At 47.2% G+C, this 18,606-nt stretch carries 21 protein-coding genes, 1 tRNA gene and 2 pseudogenes; 23 read left to right on the forward strand and 1 reads right to left on the reverse strand.

Going from position 1 to position 18,606, the window contains the following annotated elements; translation table 11 throughout:
- Positions 1 to 34: 34 nt before the first annotated feature.
- From BST86_RS14590 to BST86_RS14605, 4 genes are read left to right on the forward strand one after another with little or no spacing between them, the layout of a single operon-like run.
- Positions 35 to 1,204 carry an efflux RND transporter periplasmic adaptor subunit gene (locus BST86_RS14590; RefSeq protein WP_105983885.1) on the forward strand — a complete coding sequence of 390 codons (1,170 nt, stop codon included), beginning with the start codon at positions 35 to 37 and terminating at the stop codon, positions 1,202 to 1,204.
- Positions 1,201 to 4,428, forward strand: a complete 3,228-nt coding sequence (locus tag BST86_RS14595; protein WP_105983886.1) for an efflux RND transporter permease subunit — start codon at positions 1,201 to 1,203, stop codon at positions 4,426 to 4,428. The genes BST86_RS14590 and BST86_RS14595 overlap by 4 nt, the downstream gene beginning before the upstream one ends.
- Positions 4,421 to 5,794 carry a TolC family protein gene (locus BST86_RS14600; protein ID WP_105981478.1) on the forward strand — a complete coding sequence of 458 codons (1,374 nt, stop codon included), beginning with the start codon at positions 4,421 to 4,423 and terminating at the stop codon, positions 5,792 to 5,794. The genes BST86_RS14595 and BST86_RS14600 overlap by 8 nt, the downstream gene beginning before the upstream one ends.
- Complete coding sequence (locus BST86_RS14605) at positions 5,791 to 5,970, forward strand: CPXCG motif-containing cysteine-rich protein (protein WP_105981479.1); 180 nt, start codon at positions 5,791 to 5,793, stop codon at positions 5,968 to 5,970. The genes BST86_RS14600 and BST86_RS14605 overlap by 4 nt, the downstream gene beginning before the upstream one ends.
- A gap of 43 nt (positions 5,971 to 6,013) precedes the next feature.
- On the opposite strand, the gene BST86_RS14610 is transcribed toward BST86_RS14605, so the two are convergent.
- A complete protein-coding gene (locus BST86_RS14610; RefSeq protein ID WP_242446415.1) occupies positions 6,014 to 6,502 on the reverse strand; it encodes a ferritin-like domain-containing protein in 489 nt (162 codons plus the stop codon).
- A 194-nt stretch (positions 6,503 to 6,696) separates the two neighbouring features.
- Between BST86_RS14610 and BST86_RS14615 the strand changes: the two genes are divergently transcribed.
- The 19 genes and pseudogenes from BST86_RS14615 to BST86_RS14955 form a co-directional block, all read left to right on the forward strand.
- Positions 6,697 to 6,769: transfer RNA gene (locus BST86_RS14615), tRNA-Met, on the forward strand.
- A 508-nt stretch (positions 6,770 to 7,277) separates the two neighbouring features.
- Positions 7,278 to 11,873 carry a beta strand repeat-containing protein gene (locus BST86_RS14620; RefSeq protein WP_105983887.1) on the forward strand — a complete coding sequence of 1,532 codons (4,596 nt, stop codon included), beginning with the start codon at positions 7,278 to 7,280 and terminating at the stop codon, positions 11,871 to 11,873.
- A complete protein-coding gene (locus tag BST86_RS15175) occupies positions 11,852 to 11,911 on the forward strand; it encodes a hypothetical protein (RefSeq protein ID WP_394340898.1) in 60 nt (19 codons plus the stop codon). Before BST86_RS14620 ends, BST86_RS15175 begins: the two co-directional genes overlap by 22 nt.
- A gap of 14 nt (positions 11,912 to 11,925) precedes the next feature.
- The gene (locus BST86_RS14630; RefSeq protein ID WP_172443361.1) at positions 11,926 to 13,629 is read left to right on the forward strand and encodes a DUF7507 domain-containing protein; all 1,704 of its coding nucleotides are present in this window, start codon (positions 11,926 to 11,928) and stop codon (positions 13,627 to 13,629) included.
- A complete protein-coding gene (locus BST86_RS14635) occupies positions 13,580 to 14,191 on the forward strand; it encodes a DUF7507 domain-containing protein (RefSeq protein WP_105983889.1) in 612 nt (203 codons plus the stop codon). Before BST86_RS14630 ends, BST86_RS14635 begins: the two co-directional genes overlap by 50 nt.
- Positions 14,122 to 14,322, forward strand: a complete 201-nt coding sequence (locus BST86_RS14640) for a DUF7507 domain-containing protein (RefSeq protein ID WP_172443362.1) — start codon at positions 14,122 to 14,124, stop codon at positions 14,320 to 14,322. The genes BST86_RS14635 and BST86_RS14640 overlap by 70 nt, the downstream gene beginning before the upstream one ends.
- On the forward strand, positions 14,234 to 14,560 hold the full coding sequence (locus BST86_RS15210; RefSeq protein ID WP_456237720.1) for a DUF7507 domain-containing protein: 327 nt from the start codon (positions 14,234 to 14,236) through the stop codon (positions 14,558 to 14,560). The genes BST86_RS14640 and BST86_RS15210 overlap by 89 nt, the downstream gene beginning before the upstream one ends.
- The gene (locus tag BST86_RS15180; protein WP_105983890.1) at positions 14,536 to 14,709 is read left to right on the forward strand and encodes a DUF7507 domain-containing protein; all 174 of its coding nucleotides are present in this window, start codon (positions 14,536 to 14,538) and stop codon (positions 14,707 to 14,709) included. Before BST86_RS15210 ends, BST86_RS15180 begins: the two co-directional genes overlap by 25 nt.
- The gene (locus BST86_RS15215; protein ID WP_456237721.1) at positions 14,664 to 14,903 is read left to right on the forward strand and encodes a DUF7507 domain-containing protein; all 240 of its coding nucleotides are present in this window, start codon (positions 14,664 to 14,666) and stop codon (positions 14,901 to 14,903) included. The genes BST86_RS15180 and BST86_RS15215 overlap by 46 nt, the downstream gene beginning before the upstream one ends.
- Positions 14,869 to 15,576 (forward strand): DUF7507 domain-containing protein, encoded by a 708-nt coding sequence (locus BST86_RS14650; protein WP_172443363.1) that lies wholly within the window; start codon positions 14,869 to 14,871, stop codon positions 15,574 to 15,576. Before BST86_RS15215 ends, BST86_RS14650 begins: the two co-directional genes overlap by 35 nt.
- Positions 15,510 to 15,737: a hypothetical protein gene (locus BST86_RS15220; RefSeq protein WP_456237722.1), complete on the forward strand. Its 228-nt coding sequence runs from the start codon at positions 15,510 to 15,512 to the stop codon at positions 15,735 to 15,737. Before BST86_RS14650 ends, BST86_RS15220 begins: the two co-directional genes overlap by 67 nt.
- Positions 15,656 to 16,069 carry a DUF7507 domain-containing protein gene (locus BST86_RS14655; RefSeq protein ID WP_456237723.1) on the forward strand — a complete coding sequence of 138 codons (414 nt, stop codon included), beginning with the start codon at positions 15,656 to 15,658 and terminating at the stop codon, positions 16,067 to 16,069. The genes BST86_RS15220 and BST86_RS14655 overlap by 82 nt, the downstream gene beginning before the upstream one ends.
- An 84-nt stretch (positions 16,070 to 16,153) precedes the next feature.
- Positions 16,154 to 16,363, forward strand: a complete 210-nt coding sequence (locus BST86_RS14660) for a DUF7507 domain-containing protein (RefSeq protein WP_105983893.1) — start codon at positions 16,154 to 16,156, stop codon at positions 16,361 to 16,363.
- Between the two features lie 64 nt (positions 16,364 to 16,427).
- Positions 16,428 to 16,556: pseudogene (locus BST86_RS15225) on the forward strand (DUF7507 domain-containing protein); the annotation flags it as partial.
- Positions 16,557 to 16,861: 305 nt separating this feature from the next.
- Positions 16,862 to 17,071: a DUF7507 domain-containing protein gene (locus BST86_RS14950; protein WP_172443366.1), complete on the forward strand. Its 210-nt coding sequence runs from the start codon at positions 16,862 to 16,864 to the stop codon at positions 17,069 to 17,071.
- Between the two features lie 255 nt (positions 17,072 to 17,326).
- A pseudogene (locus tag BST86_RS14675) lies at positions 17,327 to 17,533 on the forward strand (DUF7507 domain-containing protein); the annotation flags it as partial.
- Positions 17,534 to 17,636: 103 nt separating this feature from the next.
- A complete protein-coding gene (locus BST86_RS14680; RefSeq protein WP_456237724.1) occupies positions 17,637 to 17,945 on the forward strand; it encodes a DUF7507 domain-containing protein in 309 nt (102 codons plus the stop codon).
- A 133-nt stretch (positions 17,946 to 18,078) separates the two neighbouring features.
- On the forward strand, positions 18,079 to 18,267 hold the full coding sequence (locus BST86_RS14685) for a DUF7507 domain-containing protein (protein WP_105983898.1): 189 nt from the start codon (positions 18,079 to 18,081) through the stop codon (positions 18,265 to 18,267).
- Positions 18,248 to 18,606: DUF7507 domain-containing protein (locus tag BST86_RS14955; protein WP_172443368.1), on the forward strand; the 359-nt coding region annotated here is incomplete at its 3' end. The genes BST86_RS14685 and BST86_RS14955, both read left to right, overlap by 20 nt.

An 18,606-nucleotide genomic window follows, 5' to 3' on the forward strand; every position in this document is an offset into this window, starting at 1 on the left:
GGTTATTAGTTATCAATTTTAGCTTTTCAAATTCATGCGTAGGATCATTCTTATAATTCTCGCTGTTGTGATAATTGCTGGTGCCGCCATAGGTGCAAAGCTTATTATCGACAGTAAAACGGCTCCCAAGCCACAGATCAAAAAGGAAGTTAAGATTGTCACGACAGATACCGTCCGCAATTCTACCATTCCCATCGTGATACCTGCAAATGGTAACCTACAGGCAAAACGTCGTATTGAGTTGTATGCAGAAGTTAGCGGTGTTTTTAGAAACTCTGGCAAACTTTTTAGAACAGGACAAAAGTATCGCGCTGGAGAGACCTTGATCCTTATTGATAATACAGAGTTCTTATCACAGGTAAGAAGTTCTAGAGCCACGCTGAATAATCAGATCACTGCCATCATGCCTGATCTGCGTCTAGACTATCCTGAATCCTACAGTCAATGGCAGGCTTATCTGGATAATTGGAATATGAACGGCACCACACCAGCATTGCCAGATCCGGTCAATGACAGAGAAAAGTATTTCATTACGGGAAGAAATATCTACACCACTTTTTACAATATTAAAAACCTAGAAAACCGGCTTGTAAAATACCGCATCACGGCACCATTTTCTGGTGTGCTTACTGATGCCATGGTTACGGAAGGAACCCTTGTGCGCAACGGTCAGCAATTAGGAGAATTTATTCAAACCGGTATTTATGAAATGCAGGTTTCCATCAGTGCAGAGTTTGCTGATTTGCTGGAGATAGGAGAAAAGGTGCTTTTAAATAACATTTCAGGTAGCAAGAGTTATCAAGGTGAAGTCACCAGAGTCAACGGGAAAGTGGATCAGGCTTCACAAACCATATCGGTAGTGATAGAAGTAAATGATGAAGACCTTAAAGACGGCATGTATCTCACGGCAAACCTAGATGCACAGAATATTGAAAATGCGGTAGAATTGGACCGCAGCCTTCTTCAAGGTGCCAATCAATTGTTTGTCGTGCGTGAAGGAAAACTGGAACTGGTAGAAGTAAATCCAGTATTCTTTTCTGATAAAACCGTGGTCCTAAAAGGACTTGAAAACGGAACCGTTATTATTTCCCAAGCAGTCTCTGGAGCCTATGAAGGCATGATCGTAAAGACAGAAGAGCAAGCAAAAAATGATAACGCGAGTAAAACTGATGCAACCGCATCTGAAGGGAACACAGACGCATGAGATCCGTCATTGCATATTTCATAAAACACCATGTGGCCGTTAATGTTGTAATTGCAGCATTTACGATTTTTGGTATTCTGGGAATGTTGTCCCTTAAATCTTCCTTTTTCCCGTTAGTAGATTCAAAAATCATAACTATCAACGTCACCTATCCTGGAGCATCGCCTCAAGAGATAGAAGAAGGTGTGGTACTCAAGATCGAGGATAATCTCAAAGGAATCGAGGGAATTGATAGGGTTACTTCAGCTTCTCGAGAAAATTCAGGAACGATAACGGTCGAGATCATTAAAGGTTACAATATTGACTTCATGCTATTGGAAGTCAAGAATGCGGTGGACCGCGTACCATCCTATCCTGTGGGAATGGAGCCACTAGTAGTCGCAAAAAGAGAAGAGTCCAGACCTACCATCACCTTTGCTTTAAGCGGTAAAAACGTGCCATTGCGCACCTTGAAGCAACTGGCAAGAGATGTGGAGAATGACTTAAGAGGTATTGATGGTATTTCTCAAATTGAAATCACCGGTTATCCTGCCGAAGAGATTGAGATCGCAGTTAATGAAAATACCTTGTTGGGTTATGACCTAACATTTCAAGAGGTGGCAAACGCCGTGGCAAGCTCCAACATTTTAACTACTGGTGGGAACATCAAAACAGATGTAGAAGAATACTTAATACGCGCTAACAATAGGTCGTACTACGGTGATGAGCTCAACTATATTCCCGTACGTACCAGCGCCGATGGAACCACGGTATTCCTTAAAGACGTCGCAGTAGTTCGAGACCGATTTGCTGAATCTCCAAATGCATCCTACTTTGATAATGAGCGTGCGGTCAACATGACCGTTACAAGTACCAATGCAGAAGATCTGATAGGCAGCGCTGATAAGGTCAAGGAATATATTGAAGAGTACAATCAGCGATTTAATAATGTTCAAATCAATGTGGTTAGCGATCGATCTATTACTCTAAATCAAAGAACAGCCTTGCTAACTGAGAACGCGATCATTGGAATGCTGCTGGTATTACTATTTCTGTCGGTTTTCTTGAATACTAGATTGGCGTTTTGGGTGGCTTTTGGTTTACCTATTGCGTTTTTAGGTATGTTCATGTTTGCCGGACAGTTTGATGTTACCATCAATGTATTATCCCTTTTTGGGATGATTATCGTTATCGGTATTTTGGTGGATGACGGTATTGTGATTGCTGAAAATATTTATCAGCATTATGAGGATGGAAAAGACCCTGTGACGGCAGCTATCGATGGAACGATGGAAGTTATTCCACCTATCATGAGTGCTATTATTACCACTATTCTGGCATTTTCTACCTTCTTGTTTTTGGATGGTAGGATAGGAGAGTTTTTCAGTGAGGTGTCTGTCATTGTGATTTTGACATTATTGGTCTCGCTGGTCGAGGCATTGATCATTTTGCCAGCTCACTTGGCACATTCCAAAGCCTTGCAGCCCAAGTCTGAAGAACCTAAAAAAGGTATTGCCAAAGCATTCCAAAAAATGCGACTGGTCAATGAATATGGCGATAAGGCCATGAACTGGATGCGCGATAAAGCTTATGCGCCAACATTGCGATTTGCATTAAAGAATCAGTTTTTAACCTTTGCTTTCTTTGTTGCTGCCTTACTGTTGACTATTGGTTCTGTTGGTGGTGGCGTGATAGGAGTGACTCTATTCCCTCAAATTTCAAGTGACCAGGTTTCGGTCACATTGGAAATGCCTAATGGAACTGCAGAATCCATTACAGACAGCATTATAAGTTCCATTCAGGAAAAGGCACAAATTGTCAATAAAGAATTAACTGAAGAATATTTGACCGATGAGGTGTATGGTGACAGTGTCATGCTTTTTGAGAATATCATCAAATCACAAACGTCATCATCTTCGGCTAACTTATCCATTAACTTATTGCCTGGAGAAACCAGACCAGAAGCATTGAAATCTCCCATCGTTGCCAATAGGCTACGGGAACTGGTAGGTGTCGTTCCAGGCGCCGAGACCTTGAACTTTGGTTCTGGAGGAAATTTTGGTGGTAGTCCAGTATCAGTCTCGTTGTTAAGTAACAATATTGAGGAGCTTAAAGCAGCTACCGAAGATTTCAAGGAAATCTTGAGTCAAAACCCGTTGCTCAAGGATATTGAGGATAACGATCCCGCAGGAATTAAGGAAATAAAGTTAGAATTAAATGACAATGCATATGCATTGGGACTTAATTCCAGAGCTGTGATGAGCCAGGTGCGTTCGGCATTTTTTGGTCAAGAGGCACAACGTTTCCAGCGCGGCCAGGATGAGATACGGGTTTGGGTACGTTATGAACGGGACAACCGTAACAGTATCAAGGATATGGATGAACTGCGCATTCAGACACCAGCTGGTGATCGAGTGCCGTTGCGGGACATCGCAGACTATACCATTGAGCGTGGTGATGTGGTCATCAACCACTTGGAAGGTCGTAGGGAAATACTGGTGAGCGCAGACCTCAAGGATCCTAATCAAAGCGCGACGGACGTGCTCACTGATATTCAGGATAATATCATTCCAGAGTTACAGAAAAAGTATCCAACGATCTCACCTAACTACCTGAGTGGACAGGCTCGAGAAGCGGAAAAGATTTCTAGTAGTGCCAGCTTTATTTTCCCGCTAGTTTTACTCATCATTTACTTTGTGATTGCTTTCACCTTCCGTAGTGGGACGCAACCTATTATGTTGATTTTATTGATCCCTTTCAGTTTTGTGGCGGTCGCTTGGGGACACTGGATTCATGGCTTCCCGGTGAATATCCTGAGCATGCTGGGAATCATAGCCTTGATCGGTATTATGGTAAATGATGGACTTGTTCTTATTGGTAAGTTCAATTCGTTGATTGAAGAAGGACTGGACTTTGACGATGCTCTTTTTGAGGCTGGTAAGAGTCGTTTCCGCGCTATATTTTTGACCTCGTTGACCACTGTTGCTGGACTCGCACCGCTATTGCTTGAAAAGAGTCGTCAGGCACAATTCCTCAAACCCATGGCAATTTCCATCTCTTACGGTATAGGGATCGCTACGGTTTTGACCTTGTTGCTGCTGCCGTTGTTCCTCAGTTTTGGGAACAATAGTAAAGTATGGATCCATTGGTTGCGTACTGGAGAAAAAGTAAGTAAGCGATCTGTTACGAGCATCGCCAAAGAAGAGGAAGCACTAGATGAATTTGACGATACGAAAGATGAATAAGAAGCTTCAAATAGTTGGGTTGATGGTGGTTTTGTTCGCTTTCGCGAAAGCGAATTCCCAACAAGCACCAGAACCTTTATTATCCAGGCAACAAGCCGTTGAGCTCATGTTGCAAAACAATTTTGATATCCAGATCTCTGAAAACCAACTTGAGGTTGCAGATAATAATAAGGATATACTCAATAGTGGTTATCTGCCTACTGTTTCCGGTACCGCTGGTGCGAACTATAGTAATACGGACAATCGAACGGAATTTGGTTCAACAAGGGATGACAACGGTGTGCTCGTTCCGCCTAGAGCTCCGGTAATTCTAAATGATCAAATTTCACGGCGTTATAATGCTAGTATAGGTGCAGATTATTTGCTGTTTGATGGTTTGGGTAGGTTTTATAACTACAAGATCTTACAGGAACAATATAATCTTACTGATCTGCAGGTAAGACAAGTTATTGAAAGCACCACCGTGCAGCTCATGACGGTGTATTATGAAGTTGCCCGACTTACTGAAAATCTTAGCATATTTCGAGAGACACTCAACAATACTCGCGAAAGAGAGACGCGTGCCAAATATCAATTTGAATACGGTCAGGTCAATAAACTTGAGGTGCTCAATGCACAAGTTGATATCACGACAGACAGCATCAATATCCTGAATGCCAAACAGAACCTGGAAAATGCCAAAAGGGATCTGAATCTCGTCATGAATCGAGAGATTGATGCCGCTGCATTTACGGTTGACACGCTGGTAACTCTTAAGCCAGAATTAGAGGTGATTAGTTATTTGGAAGAAGTGGACGATAACGTACGGCTCATGCTCGCGCGTAGCAATGTCCAGATAAGCGAATGGGATGTGAATACCGCCAAAGCATTGCTCCTACCTCGAATAGGTCTGAGCGGTAGCTACGGTTGGAATAGGTCAGAAGATCCAGAAAGTGCGTTTTTCCCATCCAGGACGAGTACCAGTGATGCCATCAATTTAGGCGCCACGCTTACTTGGGACATTTTTGATGGCGGTCGTTCCATCACAGGCATTAGAAATGCAAAAATCACTGCTGAAAATGAACGTCTGCGTTTACAGCAAACTGAAAAGCAAGTGATGCGCGACATCGCAAATGCTCGAGGGAATTATCAAAATGCCATTGCTATTTACAATTTGCAAACCCAGAACGTAGAGACCAATCAAAACAATTTTGACAGATCTCAAGAACGTTATCGTTTGGGGCAAATTACAAGCATAGAACTACGTCAAGCCCAAATTAATTTGGTCAACGCCCGAACCACTCGCAATCAAGCAAAGTATGTTGCTAAGCTTGCAGAAATACAGCTCCTGCAATTGGCTGGCGAACTTTTATCACAGCCTTTATGATAGAATACTTCTTTTCATGTCCACACTGCTGGCAGGAAATAAGTATGCTGCTGGATCCTGCCTACTCACAAACCTATGTCGAGGATTGTGAGGTGTGCTGCAACCCCATAGAAATCACAGTGCAATTTGAAGATGGAGAACTGCTCCATTTTGAAGCTAAAGAAATAGGCCAATAAAAAAGCCGCTCGAGGAGCGGCTTTTGATAGAGTCTTTTATTTCTTAATCATCTAGATGGTCTGCAATATCTTCAAGTCTTTTGATTTGGTTAATGGTGGCGTTTATCTCATCCTTTTGGGCTTCAAGAACACTTACAATAGTTTGTGGCAGCTCGTTTTTATGTTCTAGAATTTGAGAATACTCTGCTACGGCAGCATTTTCACCCCTTAAACATTCTTCAAGAATGGTTTCATCCTTATTACTGCTTAATGCGGCCTTGATATTCATCCAGCTACGGTGTACATCACCTTGAAAGGAACCGTCAAATTCTGGATGCTCGTTCATTCCTTTCATTTCGCCAGCGATGCTCGCGGCATATTGAGTGCGTCTGGCACCTTGTTGGGCAAACCAACGTTTGAGTTGTACATTTTCAGTAACCTCGGCGGCGTTGGCATAACCTCGTTGCGCATCATATGTTTTCTCTAGAATGCTTTGCAGGTATTTTTCAGTATTTACTTGGGTATCCATGGTTTTTATTTTGAAGTTATTCATTCTTCAATTGCTAATATCCTAAGCTATTGTCATTTGAGAATAGTTTAACTATGCCGATCCATCAAACACAAAATTAGCTTGCAGGAATAACGGAATGGTTGTATATTTGCCATCCCAATCGAAAGAAAGGGACGTTTTTCAGGTAAGCTTATTACTTACAGGCTTCTCGCCAAGTTGAAAAATAACATTTACATCGCGGGATAGAGCAGTAGGTAGCTCGTCGGGCTCATAACCCGAAGGTCACTGGTTCGAGTCCAGTTCCCGCTACTACAAACCCTTCAGGAAACTGAAGGGTTTTTTATTGTGCTATTTTTCTAGAATTTAGCACAGCATCAAACTTTATTAGACTTTCCTTGGATTCCTTCATCTTGTTAAATTGTAGGAAAAAACCTAATGAATCTATTGATTATTAGCTAGTTGCAAGTAAAACTGAGTACGCTTTCGCGAAAGCGTGATTCTTTAAAATCTGGTGTTTAACGGTTGAATATTTTGGATGTTTTGATCTTTTTCAGTCGAATGCAACACCTATCATTGATATTCTTTAACTTAAGTTATATTTTTTTAGGTATTCTATACTTTTATCGTTTAATTCCCAAGCAAAGCGAAAGTATTTGTGAGCGTCAGTAATTAGAGTAATTTTGTTGGTCTTAGAGGCGATATGCCTTGAAGCAATGTTACTAAAGTTAGGGGATTAGTATCAGCTGCACATATTTTGTTTTTGCAATTGGGTGAGTTCCCTTATTTAGTGCTATTGAATCATTTAATCAAATAGTCAATGAGCAACTCTACTTTTGTAAAAAAATCTTCACTACATTTTTTACTATTATTTATTATTGGATTGTCTTCGCTTACTGCGATAGGTCAATCACGTTCCTGTTTAAGGGAGAACTGTTTTGATGTCGTTTCCTTTTCATCTACACCTACAATTGATAATGGTGGGGCTCCACTTGCAGTCGGTACTCGTTATCGATTTGCCAATGCTGCGGGATCAATCAACCAAAATCCTGCAATAGATGTTTTAGTGGAGATACTTGAACTGAATAATACTTCACTTTTGGATATCGATGTATCTTCAGATGGATTGCCTAGAGCATTTCAGCCAAGAATTTCAGCGACAAGTTCTGGAGAAATTAGCGCTTTGTTTAGAATTAGGCTTGTTGAGTCTGGTACCAATAGGGCTGCGAATGATGTCTGCTTTTTTGCAACACCGTTCGATATTGATGGAAGTCCCGGAATTCAGGAGTTTGCTGAATTATCTCTAACCGATGCCTTTACAAGATCTGCAGTTACTCAAATAGATATTACACGTAATGCTAATATTATTCGCGGACGAAACGTAGATAATCAATCAGCTCCTATTGAGCCTATTGATGAAGACCCTCGTTATACTTTTAGTAATTATTATGAGAATAGGAACTCATTTACATACCGAATTGGAAAGGTAGGTTCAGGTACGCAATCAAATAGATTTTTTGCATTAGTATTAGAGCGAGCTCAATTTCAACAGCCAGTTACGGTTTTTGTGACCCAGCCTTTGATATGTGGTGCTGTTCGTAGGGATGACGGTACGCCTATTTCAGGAGTTACCGTGAGGTTGGAGCGACCCGACGGGACTTTAATTGCCACCACCACCACAGGTGCGAATGGAAGTTATCAGTTTCAAGTAACTCGTAATGCTTCTTTAGGTTTTGAAGATTTTGTAGTAAGAGAGGTAGATCCTGCTACTGATGTTCCAACTGGCTTTGCATTGGCTTCAGTATCTGACGTGGATGGTGCGAACGATAATAGAATTAATGTGAGGCTTTTTGAAGCTTCTATTGTTAACCGTGATTTCGTTGATGGTCCTGACTTTGACCGTGATGGTGTTGCAGATTCTGTGGATCTAGATGATGATAATGATGGGATAACTGATGTTGACGAAGGTGGTAACACTGCTAATAATGATAATGACGCCTTCCCAAATAGAATAGATAGAGATGCAGACAACGATGGATGTACTGACGTTATTGAAGGTGGCTTTCAAGATCCTGACGGTGATGGTCAAGTAGGTGGACAGCCAGTTACGGTTAACGCTAATGGTTTGGTGACAAGTGGCGGCGGTCAAACAGTGAATGCAGCTGGAACTAATTATAACGTACGACCAGCAGACGGAAATAACAATGGGACTTCAGATGCGAGAGAAGCTGGTACCCCAATTGCAATTACTTCGCAGCCTCAAAACGATACGGCTATTATAGCAGGTAATAATACCAACCAATTTAGTGTTGCGGTAACCGGAAGTAACCCTGTTTATAGATGGCAGGTAAGTACAGGAGGAGCGTTTACTAATATTTCTAATAATGCTAATTACAGTGGTGTAAATACGAATACGCTTACAGTAACAAATGCACCTGCTTCATTTAATGGAAATCTTTACAGAGTTGTAGTAACTAGCTCGTCATATAAATGTTCAAATGTTAATAGTAATTCAGCTTTACTTATCGTAGGGTCTTCTCTCGCGATTACAAAAGCAGATAGGCCTGGTACTTATAATTCAGTAGATCAAACGATCACTTACGATGTAGTTGTTACTAACACAGGTAACTCCACCTTATCCAATATTTCTCTTACAGATAACAATGGTACTCTTAGTCAGACTCAGATAGCGTCTCTTGCTGCTGGAGCATCTGTAAATTTAACTAGTACACACTCTATTACTCAGCCAGAACTTGACGCGGGAAGAGTTTTGAATCAAATTTCAGGAACTTCAACAAATCCAACTGGTGATACAATCACCGATTTGTCTGATGACCCTGGAAACAACACAAACGTTGATACCAATGGTAATGGTAATCCCGATGACATTACGATCACTCCTTTGACAACAAACGGTGCTATTGCGATCATCAAGACGGGAACTTTCACTGATAGTGGCAGCGGAACGGCAGCGAATAACAATGACGGTAGAGCGCAGGTAGGCGAGGTGATCACTTACAGCTTCACTGTAACGAATACGGGTAACCAGACCCTTACCAATGTTAGGGTTACGGATCCATTATTGGTGGCGCCAAACGGTTCGATTACGGGTGGTCCTATTGCGAGCCTTGCGCCAGGAGCAACCAACGCTACGACTTTTACGGGAAGCTATAGAGTTACCCAGGCAGACATTAACTCTGGTCGATTCAGCAATCAGGCTACGGCTACAGGGACGACGCCACAGAACACACAGGTCACGGATCTATCGGATGACAACAGTAACCTACAGAACGATCCAACGATAACTACGGTTCCTTCTGCTCCTTCCATTGCGATCATCAAGACGGGAACTTTCACCGACAGTGGCAGCGGAACGGCAGCGAATAACAATGACGGTAGAGCACAGGTAGGCGAGGTGATCACTTACAGCTTCACTGTAACGAATACGGGTAACCAGACCCTTACCAATGTTAGGGTTACGGATCCATTATTGGTGGCGCCAAACGGTTCGATTACGGGTGGTCCTATTGCGAGCCTTGCGCCAGGAGCAACCAACGCTACGACTTTTACGGGAAGCTATAGAGTTACCCAGGCAGACATTAACTCTGGTCGATTCAGCAATCAGGCTACGGCTACAGGGACGACGCCACAGAACACACAGGTCACGGATCTATCGGATGACAACAGCAATCTACAGAACGATCCAACGGTAACTACGGTTCCTTCTGCTCCTTCCATTGCGATCATCAAGGCGGGAACTTTCACTGATAGTGGCAGCGGAACGGCAGCGAATAACAATGACGGTAGAGCACAGGTAGGCGAGGTGATCACTTACAGCTTCACTGTAACGAATACGGGTAACCAGACCCTTACCAATGTTAGGGTTACGGATCCATTATTGGTGGCGCCAAACGGTTCGATTACGGGTGGTCCTATTGCGAGCCTTGCGCCAGGAGCAACCAACGCTACGACTTTTACGGGAAGCTATAGAGTTACCCAGGCAGACATTAACTCTGGTCGATTCAGCAATCAGGCTACGGCTACAGGGACGACCCCACAGAACACACAAGTCACGGACCTTTCAGATGACAACAGCAACCTACAGAACGATCCAACGATAACTACGGTTCCTTCTGCTCCTTCCATTGCGATCATCAAGACGGGAACTTTCACTGATAGTGGCAGCGGAACGGCAGCGAATAACAATGACGGTAGAGCGCAGGTAGGCGAGGTGATCACCTACAGCTTCACTGTAACTAATACGGGTAACCAGACCCTTACCAATGTAACGGTAACGGACCCACTACTTGATGGTGCCAACGGTACATTGACAGGCGGTCCTATTGCGAGCCTTGCACCAGGAGCGATAGACACGACGACCTTTAGTGGAAGCTACACGATCCAGCAGTCGGACATCGATGCGCAGAGTGTATCGAACCAGGCTACGGCTACGGGAACGACACCTGACGGAGATGATGTCAGCGACCTTTCGGATGACAACAGCAACCTGGAGGATGATCCAACGGATACGAATCTTCCTGAGGACAGCGAGATATCGATCATCAAGACCTCTGTGTTCAACGATGAGAACGGTGACGGCTTTGCTCAGTTGGGCGAGACGATCAGCTACAGCTTTGAGGTAACGAACAGTGGAGCTACGACCCTAACGAATGTGACGGTAACGGATCCACTATTGGTGGCGCCAAGCGGCAGCCTTACCGGCGGCCCGATCGCTACACTTGCACCTGGAGCGGTGGACACGGCGACCTTTAGTGGAAGCTACACGATCCAGCAGTCGGACATCGATGCGCAGAGTGTATCGAACCAGGCTACGGCTACGGGAACGACACCTGACGGAGATGATGTCAGCGACCTTTCGGATGACAACAGCAACCTGGAGGATGATCCAACGGATACGAATCTTCCTGAGGACAGCGAGATATCGATCATCAAGACCTCTGTGTTCAACGATGAGAACGGTGACGGCTTTGCTCAGTTGGGCGAGACGATCAGCTACAGCTTTGAGGTAACGAACAGTGGAGCTACGACCCTAACGAATGTGACGGTAACGGATCCACTATTGGTGGCGCCAAGCGGCAGCCTTACCGGCGGCCCCATCGCTACACTGGCACCAGGAGCAACGGACACGACGACCTTTAGCGGAAGCTACACGATCCAGCAGTCGGACATCGATGCTCAGAGCGTATCGAACCAGGCTACGGCTACGGGAACGACACCTGACGGAGATGATGTCAGCGACCTATCGGATGACAACAGCAACCTAGAGAATGATCCAACGGATACGAATCTTCCTGAGGACAGCGAGATATCTATCATCAAGACCTCTGTGTTCAACGATGAGAATGGTGATGGCTTTGCTCAATTGGCGAGACGATCAGCTACAGCTTTGAGGTAACGAACAGTGGAGCTACGACCCTTACGAATGTGACGTAACGGATCCACTATTGGTGGCGCCAAGCGGCAGCCTTACCGGCGGCCCGATCGCTACACTGGCACCTGGATCGGTGGACACGGCGACCTTTAGTGGAAGCTACACGATCCAGCAGTCGGACATCGATGCGCAGAGCGTATCGAACCAGGCTACGGCTACGGGAACGACACCTGACGGAGATGATGTGAGCGACCTATCGGATGACAACAGCAATCTGGAGAATGATCCAACGGATACGAATCTTCCTGAGGATAGCGAGATATCGATCATCAAGACCTCTGTGTTCAACGATGAGAACGGCGATGGCTTTGCTCAGTTGGGCGAGACGATCAGCTACAGCTTTGAGGTGACGAACAGTGGTGCTACGACCCTAACGAATGTAACGGTAACGGATCCACTACTTGATGGTGCCAACGGTACGTTGACTGGCGGTCCCATCGCTACACTGGCACCAGGAGCAACGGACACGACGACCTTTAGCGGAAGCTACACGATCCAGCAGTCCGACATCGATGCGCAGAGCGTATCGAACCAGGCTACGGCTACGGGAACGACACCTGACGGAGATGATGTGAGCGACCTTTCGGATGACAACAGCAACCTGGAGAATGATCCAACGGATACGAATCTTCCTGAGGACAGCGAGATATCGATCATCAAGACCTCTGTGTTCAACGATGAGAATGGCGATGGTTTTGCTCAGTTGGGCGAGACGATCAGCTACAGCTTCGAGGTAACGAACAGTGGAGCTACGACCCTAACGAATGTGACGGTAACGGATCCATTATTGGTGGCGCCAAGCGGCAGCCTTACCGGCGGACCGATCGCGAGCCTTGCACCAGGAGCGGTAGACACGGCGACCTTTAGCGGAAGCTACACGATCCAGCAGTCCGACATCGATGCTCAGAGCGTATCGAACCAGGCTACGGCTACGGGAACGACACCTGACGGAGATGATGTCAGCGACCTATCGGATGACAACAGCAACCTGGAGAATGATCCAACGGGTACGGACCTTCCCGAGGACAGCGAGATATCGATCATCAAGACGTCGGTGTTCAACGATGAGAACGGCGATGGCTTTGCTCAGTTGGGCGAGACGATCAGCTACAGCTTTGAGGTGACGAACAGTGGAGCTACGACCCTTACGAATGTGACGGTAACGGATCCACTACTTGATGGTGCCAACGGTACGTTGACTGGCGGTCCCATCGCTACACTGGCACCAGGAGCGGTAGACACGGCGACCTTTAGCGGAAGCTACACGATCCAGCAGTCGGACATAGATGCTCAGAGCGTATCGAACCAGGCTACGGCTACGGGAACGACACCTGATGGAGATGATGTCAGCGACCTTTCGGATGACAACAGCAACCTAGAGAATGATCCAACGGATACGAATCTTCCTGAGGACAGCGAGATATCGATCATCAAGACCTCTGTGTTCAACGATGAGAACGGCGATGGCTTTGCTCAGTTGGGCGAGACGATCAGCTACAGCTTTGAGGTGACGAACAGTGGAGCTACGACCCTAACGAATGTAACGGTAACGGATCCACTACTTGATGGTGCCAACGGTACGTTGACTGGCGGTCCCATCGCTACACTGGCACCAGGAGCAACGGACACGACCTTTAGCGGAAGCTACACGATCCAGCAGTCCGACATCGATGCGCAGAGCGTATCGAACCAGGCTACGGCTACCGGGAACGACACCTGACGGAGATGATGTGAGCGACCTATCGGATGACAACAGCAACCTGGAGGATGATCCAACGGATACGAATCTTCCTGAGGACAGCGAGATATCGATCATCAAGACCTCTGTGTTCAACGATGAGAATGGTGACGGCTTTGCTCAGTTGGGCGAGACGATCAGCTACAGCTTCGAGGTAACGAACAGTGGAGCTACGACCCTAACGAATGTAACGGTAACGGATCCACTATTGGTGGCGCCAAGCGGCAGCCTTACCGGCGGCCCGATCGCTACACTGGCACCAGGAGCGATAGACACGACGACCTTTAGCGGAAGCTACACGATCCAGCAGTCGGACATCGATGCTCAGAGCGTATCGAATCAGGCTACGGCTACGGGAACGACACCTGACGGAGATGATGTGAGCGACCTATCGGATGACAACAGCAACCTGGAGGATGATCCAACGGATACGAATCTTCCTGAGGACAGCGAGATATCGATCATCAAGACTCTGTGTTCAACGATGAGAACGGTGACGGCTTTGCTCAGTTGGGCGAGACGATCAGCTACAGCTTTGAGGTAACGAACAGTGGAGCTACGACCCTAACGAATGTGACGGTAACGGATCCACTATTGGTGGCGCCAAGCGGCAGCCTTACCGGCGGTCCTATCGCGAAGCCTTGCACCAGGAGCGGTAGACACGGCGACCTTTAGTGGAAGCTACACGATCCAGCAGTCGGACATCGATGCTCAGAGCGTATCGAACCAGGCTACGGCTACGGGAACGACACCTGACGGAGATGATGTCAGCGACCTATCGGATGACAACAGCAACCTGGAGAATGATCCAACGGATACGGACCTTCTTAAAAATGGTAGAATATCTTTGATTAAAATAGGGGTTTCAACGATGAGAACAATGATGGAGTGGCGCAGGTTGGCGAAACTATAAGTTATTCTTTTGTAGTAACAAATACCGGAAATGTTACGTTAACGAACGTTATTATTGCAGACCCGTTATTGGTTACACCAAATGGCAGTCTTACGGGTGGCCTATTGCGAGCCTTGTACCTGGCGAAAGTGATTCGAATACGTTTGTAGGAACTTATACTTTATCCTTAACTGACGTAAACGCATCACAGGTCAGCAATCAAGCGACCGTCGAAGCACAAGATCCCGATAATTCAAATGTCACGGATCTATCAGATGATAATAGTAATTTCGAAAACGATCCGACTATAACATCTTACGATGCGGTCGATGCGATTAACCTTATTAAAGAGAGGAACCTTTAATGATGAGAATGGAGATGGGTCCGCTCAGGTTGGTGAAACTGTCAGTTATTCATTTACTATAAGAAATGCAGGTAATAGGACAATTACTAACATTGTTTTATCTGACCCATTATTACAAGGAATAAACGGTACATTGACTGGCGGTCCTATTACGAGCCTTGTACCTGGAGCGATAGACACGACGACCTTCAGCGGAAGCTACACGATCCAGCAGTCAGATATTGATAATTTGCAAGTCACGAATCAAGCAATTGTTACTGGACAAGATCCTGATAATAATAATGTCACGGATACTTCTGATGATAATAGCCCAATTGAGAATGATCCAACGGATACGGACCTTCCCGAGGACAGCGAGATATCGATCATCAAGACGTCTGTGTTCAACGATGAGAACGGCGATGGCTTTGCTCAGTTGGGCGAGACGATCAGCTACAGCTTTGAGGTGACGAACAGTGGTGCTACGACCCTAACGAATGTAACGGTAACGGATCCACTACTTGATGGTGCCAACGGTACGTTGACTGGCGGTCCCATCGCTACACTGGCACCAGGAGCACGGACACGACGACCTTTAGCGGAAGCTACACGATCCAGCAGTCCGACATCGATGCGCAGAGCGTATCGAACCAGGCTACGGCTACGGGAACGACACCTGACGGAGATGATGTGAGCGACCTTTCGGATGACAACAGCAACCTGGAGAATGATCCAACGGATACGAATCTTCCTGAGACAGCGAGATATCGATCATCAAGACCTCTGTGTTCAACGATGAGAATGGCGATGGTTTTGCTCAGTTGGGCGAGACGATCAGCTACAGCTTCGAGGTAACGAACAGTGGAGCTACGACCCTAACGAATGTGACGGTAACGGATCCATTATTGGTGGCGCCAAGCGGCAGCCTTACCGGCGGACCGATCGCGAGCCTTGCACCAGGAGCGGTAGACACGACGACCTTTAGTGGAAGCTACACGATCCAGCAGTCGGCATCGATGGCTCAGAGCGTATCGAATCAGGCTACGGCTACGGGAACGACACCTGACGGAGATGATGTGAGCGACCTATCGGATGACAACAGCAACCTGGAGGATGATCCAACGGATACGAATCTTCCTGAGGACAGCGAGATATCGATCATCAAGACCTCTGTTGTTCAACGATGAGAACGGTGACGGCTTTGCTCAGTTGGGCGAGACGATCAGCTACAGCTTTGAGGTAACGAACAGTGGAGCTACGACCTAACGAATGTGACGGTAACGGATCCACTATTGGTGGCGCCAAGCGGCAGCCTTACCGGCGGTCCTATCGCGAGCCTTGCACCAGGAGCGGTAGACACGGCGACCTTTAGTGGAAGCTACACGATCCAGCAGTCGGACATCGATGCTCAGAGCGTATCGAACCAGGCTACGCTACGGGAACGACACCTGATGGAGATGATGTCAGCACCTTTCGGATGACAACAGCAACCTAGAGAATGATCCAACGGATACGAATCTTCCTGAGGACAGCGAGATATCGATCATCAAGACCTCTGTGTTCAACGATGAGAACGGCGATGGCTTTGCTCAGTTGGGCGAGACGATCAGCTACAGCTTTGAGGTGACGAACAGTGGTGCTACGACCCTAACGAATGTAACGGTAACGGATCCACTACTTGATGGTGCCAACGGTACGTTGACTGGCGGTCCATCGCTACACTGGCACCAGGAGCAACGGACACGACGACCTTTAGCGGAAGCTACACGATCCAGCAGTCCGACATCGATGCGCAGAGCGTATCGAACCAGGCTACGGCTACGGGAACGACACCTGATGGAGATGATGTCAGCGACCTTTCGGATGACAACAGCAACCTGGAGAATGATCCAACGGATACGGACCTTCCGGATGACAGTGACATATTGCTGCTTAAGGAGAGCACGTTCAACGATGAGAACGGTGACGGCTTCGCACAGTTGGGCGAGACGATCAGCTACAGCTTCACTGTAACGAACACCGGAGCGACTACGTTGACGGATATCACGATCACGGATCCACTACTGGTGGCGCCTAACGGCAGCCTTACTGGCGGCCCTATCGCGAGCCTTGCACCTGGAGCGGTGGACACGACGACCTTTAGCGGAAGCTACACGATCCAGCAGTCCGACATTGATGCGGAACGGTAACCAACCAGGCACTTGCCACGGGAACGAATCCTGATGGGGACGATGTGACGGATACCTCTGATGACCCTAACAACCCGACGGATGAGGATCCGGACGGCGACGGCGACCAGATGACCCAACGGATACGGACCTTCCAGATGACAGTGACATATCGCTGCTTAAGGAGAGCACGTTCAACGATGAGAACGGTGACGGCTTCGCACAGTTGGGCGAGACGATCAGCTACAGCTTCACTGTAACGAACCCGGAGCGACTACGTTGACGGATATCACGATCACGGATCCACTACTAGTGGCGCCTAACGGCAGCCTTACTGGCGGCCCTATCGCGAGCCTTGCACCTGGAGCGGTGGACACGACGACCTTTAGCGGAAGCTACACGATCCAGCAGTCCGACATTGATGCGGGAACGGTAACCAACCAGGCACTTGCCAGGGAACGAATCCTGATGGTGACGATGTGACGATACTCTGATGACCTAACAACCCGACGGATGAGGATCCAGACGGCGACGGCGATCCAGATGATCCAACGGATACGGACTTCCAGATGACAGTGACATATCGCTGCTTAAGGAGAGCACGTTCAACGATGAGAACGGTGACGGCTTCGCACAGTTGGGCGAGACGATCAGCTACAGCTTCACTGTAACGAACACCGGAGCGACTACGTTGACGGATATCACGATCACGGATCCACTACTAGTGGCGCCTAACGGCAGCTTACTGGCGGCCCTATCGCGAGCCTTGCACCTGGAGCGGTGGACACGACGACCTTTAGCGGAAGCTACACGATCCAGCAGTCCGACATTGATGCGGAACGGTAACCAAACCAGGCACTTGCCACGGGAACGAATCCGGATGGTGACGATGTGACGGATACCTCTGATGACCCTAACAACCCGACGGATGAGGATCCAGACGGCGACGGCGATCCAGATGATCCAACGGATACGGACCTTCCAGATGGACAGTGACATATCGCTGCTTAAGGAGAGCACGTTCAACGATGAGAACGGTGACGGCTTTCGCACAGTTGGGCGAGACGATCAGCTACAGCTTCACTGTAACGAACACCGGAGCGACTACGTTGACGGATATCACGATCACGGATCCACTACTAGTGGCGCCTAACGGCGCCTTACCGGCGGACCGATCGCTAGCCTTGCACCAGAGCGGTGGACACGACGACCTTTAGCGGAAGCTACACGATCCAGCAGTCCGACATTGATGCCGGAACGGTATCGAACCAGGCACTTGCCACGGGAACGAATCCTGATGGTGACGATGTGACGGATACCTCTGATGACCCTAACAACCGACGGATGAGGATCCGGACGGTGACGGCGATCCAGATGATCCAACGGATACGGCCTTCAGATGACAGTGACATATCGCTGCTTAAGAGAGGCACGTTCAACGATGAGAACGGTGACGGCTTCGCACAGTTGGGGAGACGATCAGCTACACTTCACTGTAACGAACACCGGAGCGACTACGTTGACGGATATCACGATCACGGATCCACTACTAGTGG

This window comes from Nonlabens agnitus, from assembly GCF_002994045.1.
Classification (GTDB): Bacteria; Bacteroidota; Bacteroidia; order Flavobacteriales; family Flavobacteriaceae; genus Nonlabens; species Nonlabens agnitus.

Excerpts from the sequence above, each read along its gene's own strand:
- BST86_RS14610 (WP_242446415.1), bottom strand. The coding sequence starts at position 6,502 with ATGAATAACTTCAAAATAAAAACCATGGATACCCAAGTAAATACTGAA.
- BST86_RS14635 (WP_105983889.1), top strand. The coding sequence starts at position 13,580 with ATGCGCAGAGCGTATCGAACCAGGCTACGGCTACCGGGAACGACACCT.
- BST86_RS14605 (WP_105981479.1), top strand. The coding sequence starts at position 5,791 with ATGATAGAATACTTCTTTTCATGTCCACACTGCTGGCAGGAAATAAGT.
- BST86_RS14590 (WP_105983885.1), top strand. The coding sequence starts at position 35 with ATGCGTAGGATCATTCTTATAATTCTCGCTGTTGTGATAATTGCTGGT.
- BST86_RS14620 (WP_105983887.1), top strand. The coding sequence starts at position 7,278 with ATGAGCAACTCTACTTTTGTAAAAAAATCTTCACTACATTTTTTACTA.
- BST86_RS14650 (WP_172443363.1), top strand. The coding sequence starts at position 14,869 with ATGCGATTAACCTTATTAAAGAGAGGAACCTTTAATGATGAGAATGGA.
- BST86_RS14595 (WP_105983886.1), top strand. The coding sequence starts at position 1,201 with ATGAGATCCGTCATTGCATATTTCATAAAACACCATGTGGCCGTTAAT.
- BST86_RS14685 (WP_105983898.1), top strand. The coding sequence starts at position 18,079 with ATGAGAACGGTGACGGCTTTCGCACAGTTGGGCGAGACGATCAGCTAC.
- BST86_RS14600 (WP_105981478.1), top strand. The coding sequence starts at position 4,421 with ATGAATAAGAAGCTTCAAATAGTTGGGTTGATGGTGGTTTTGTTCGCT.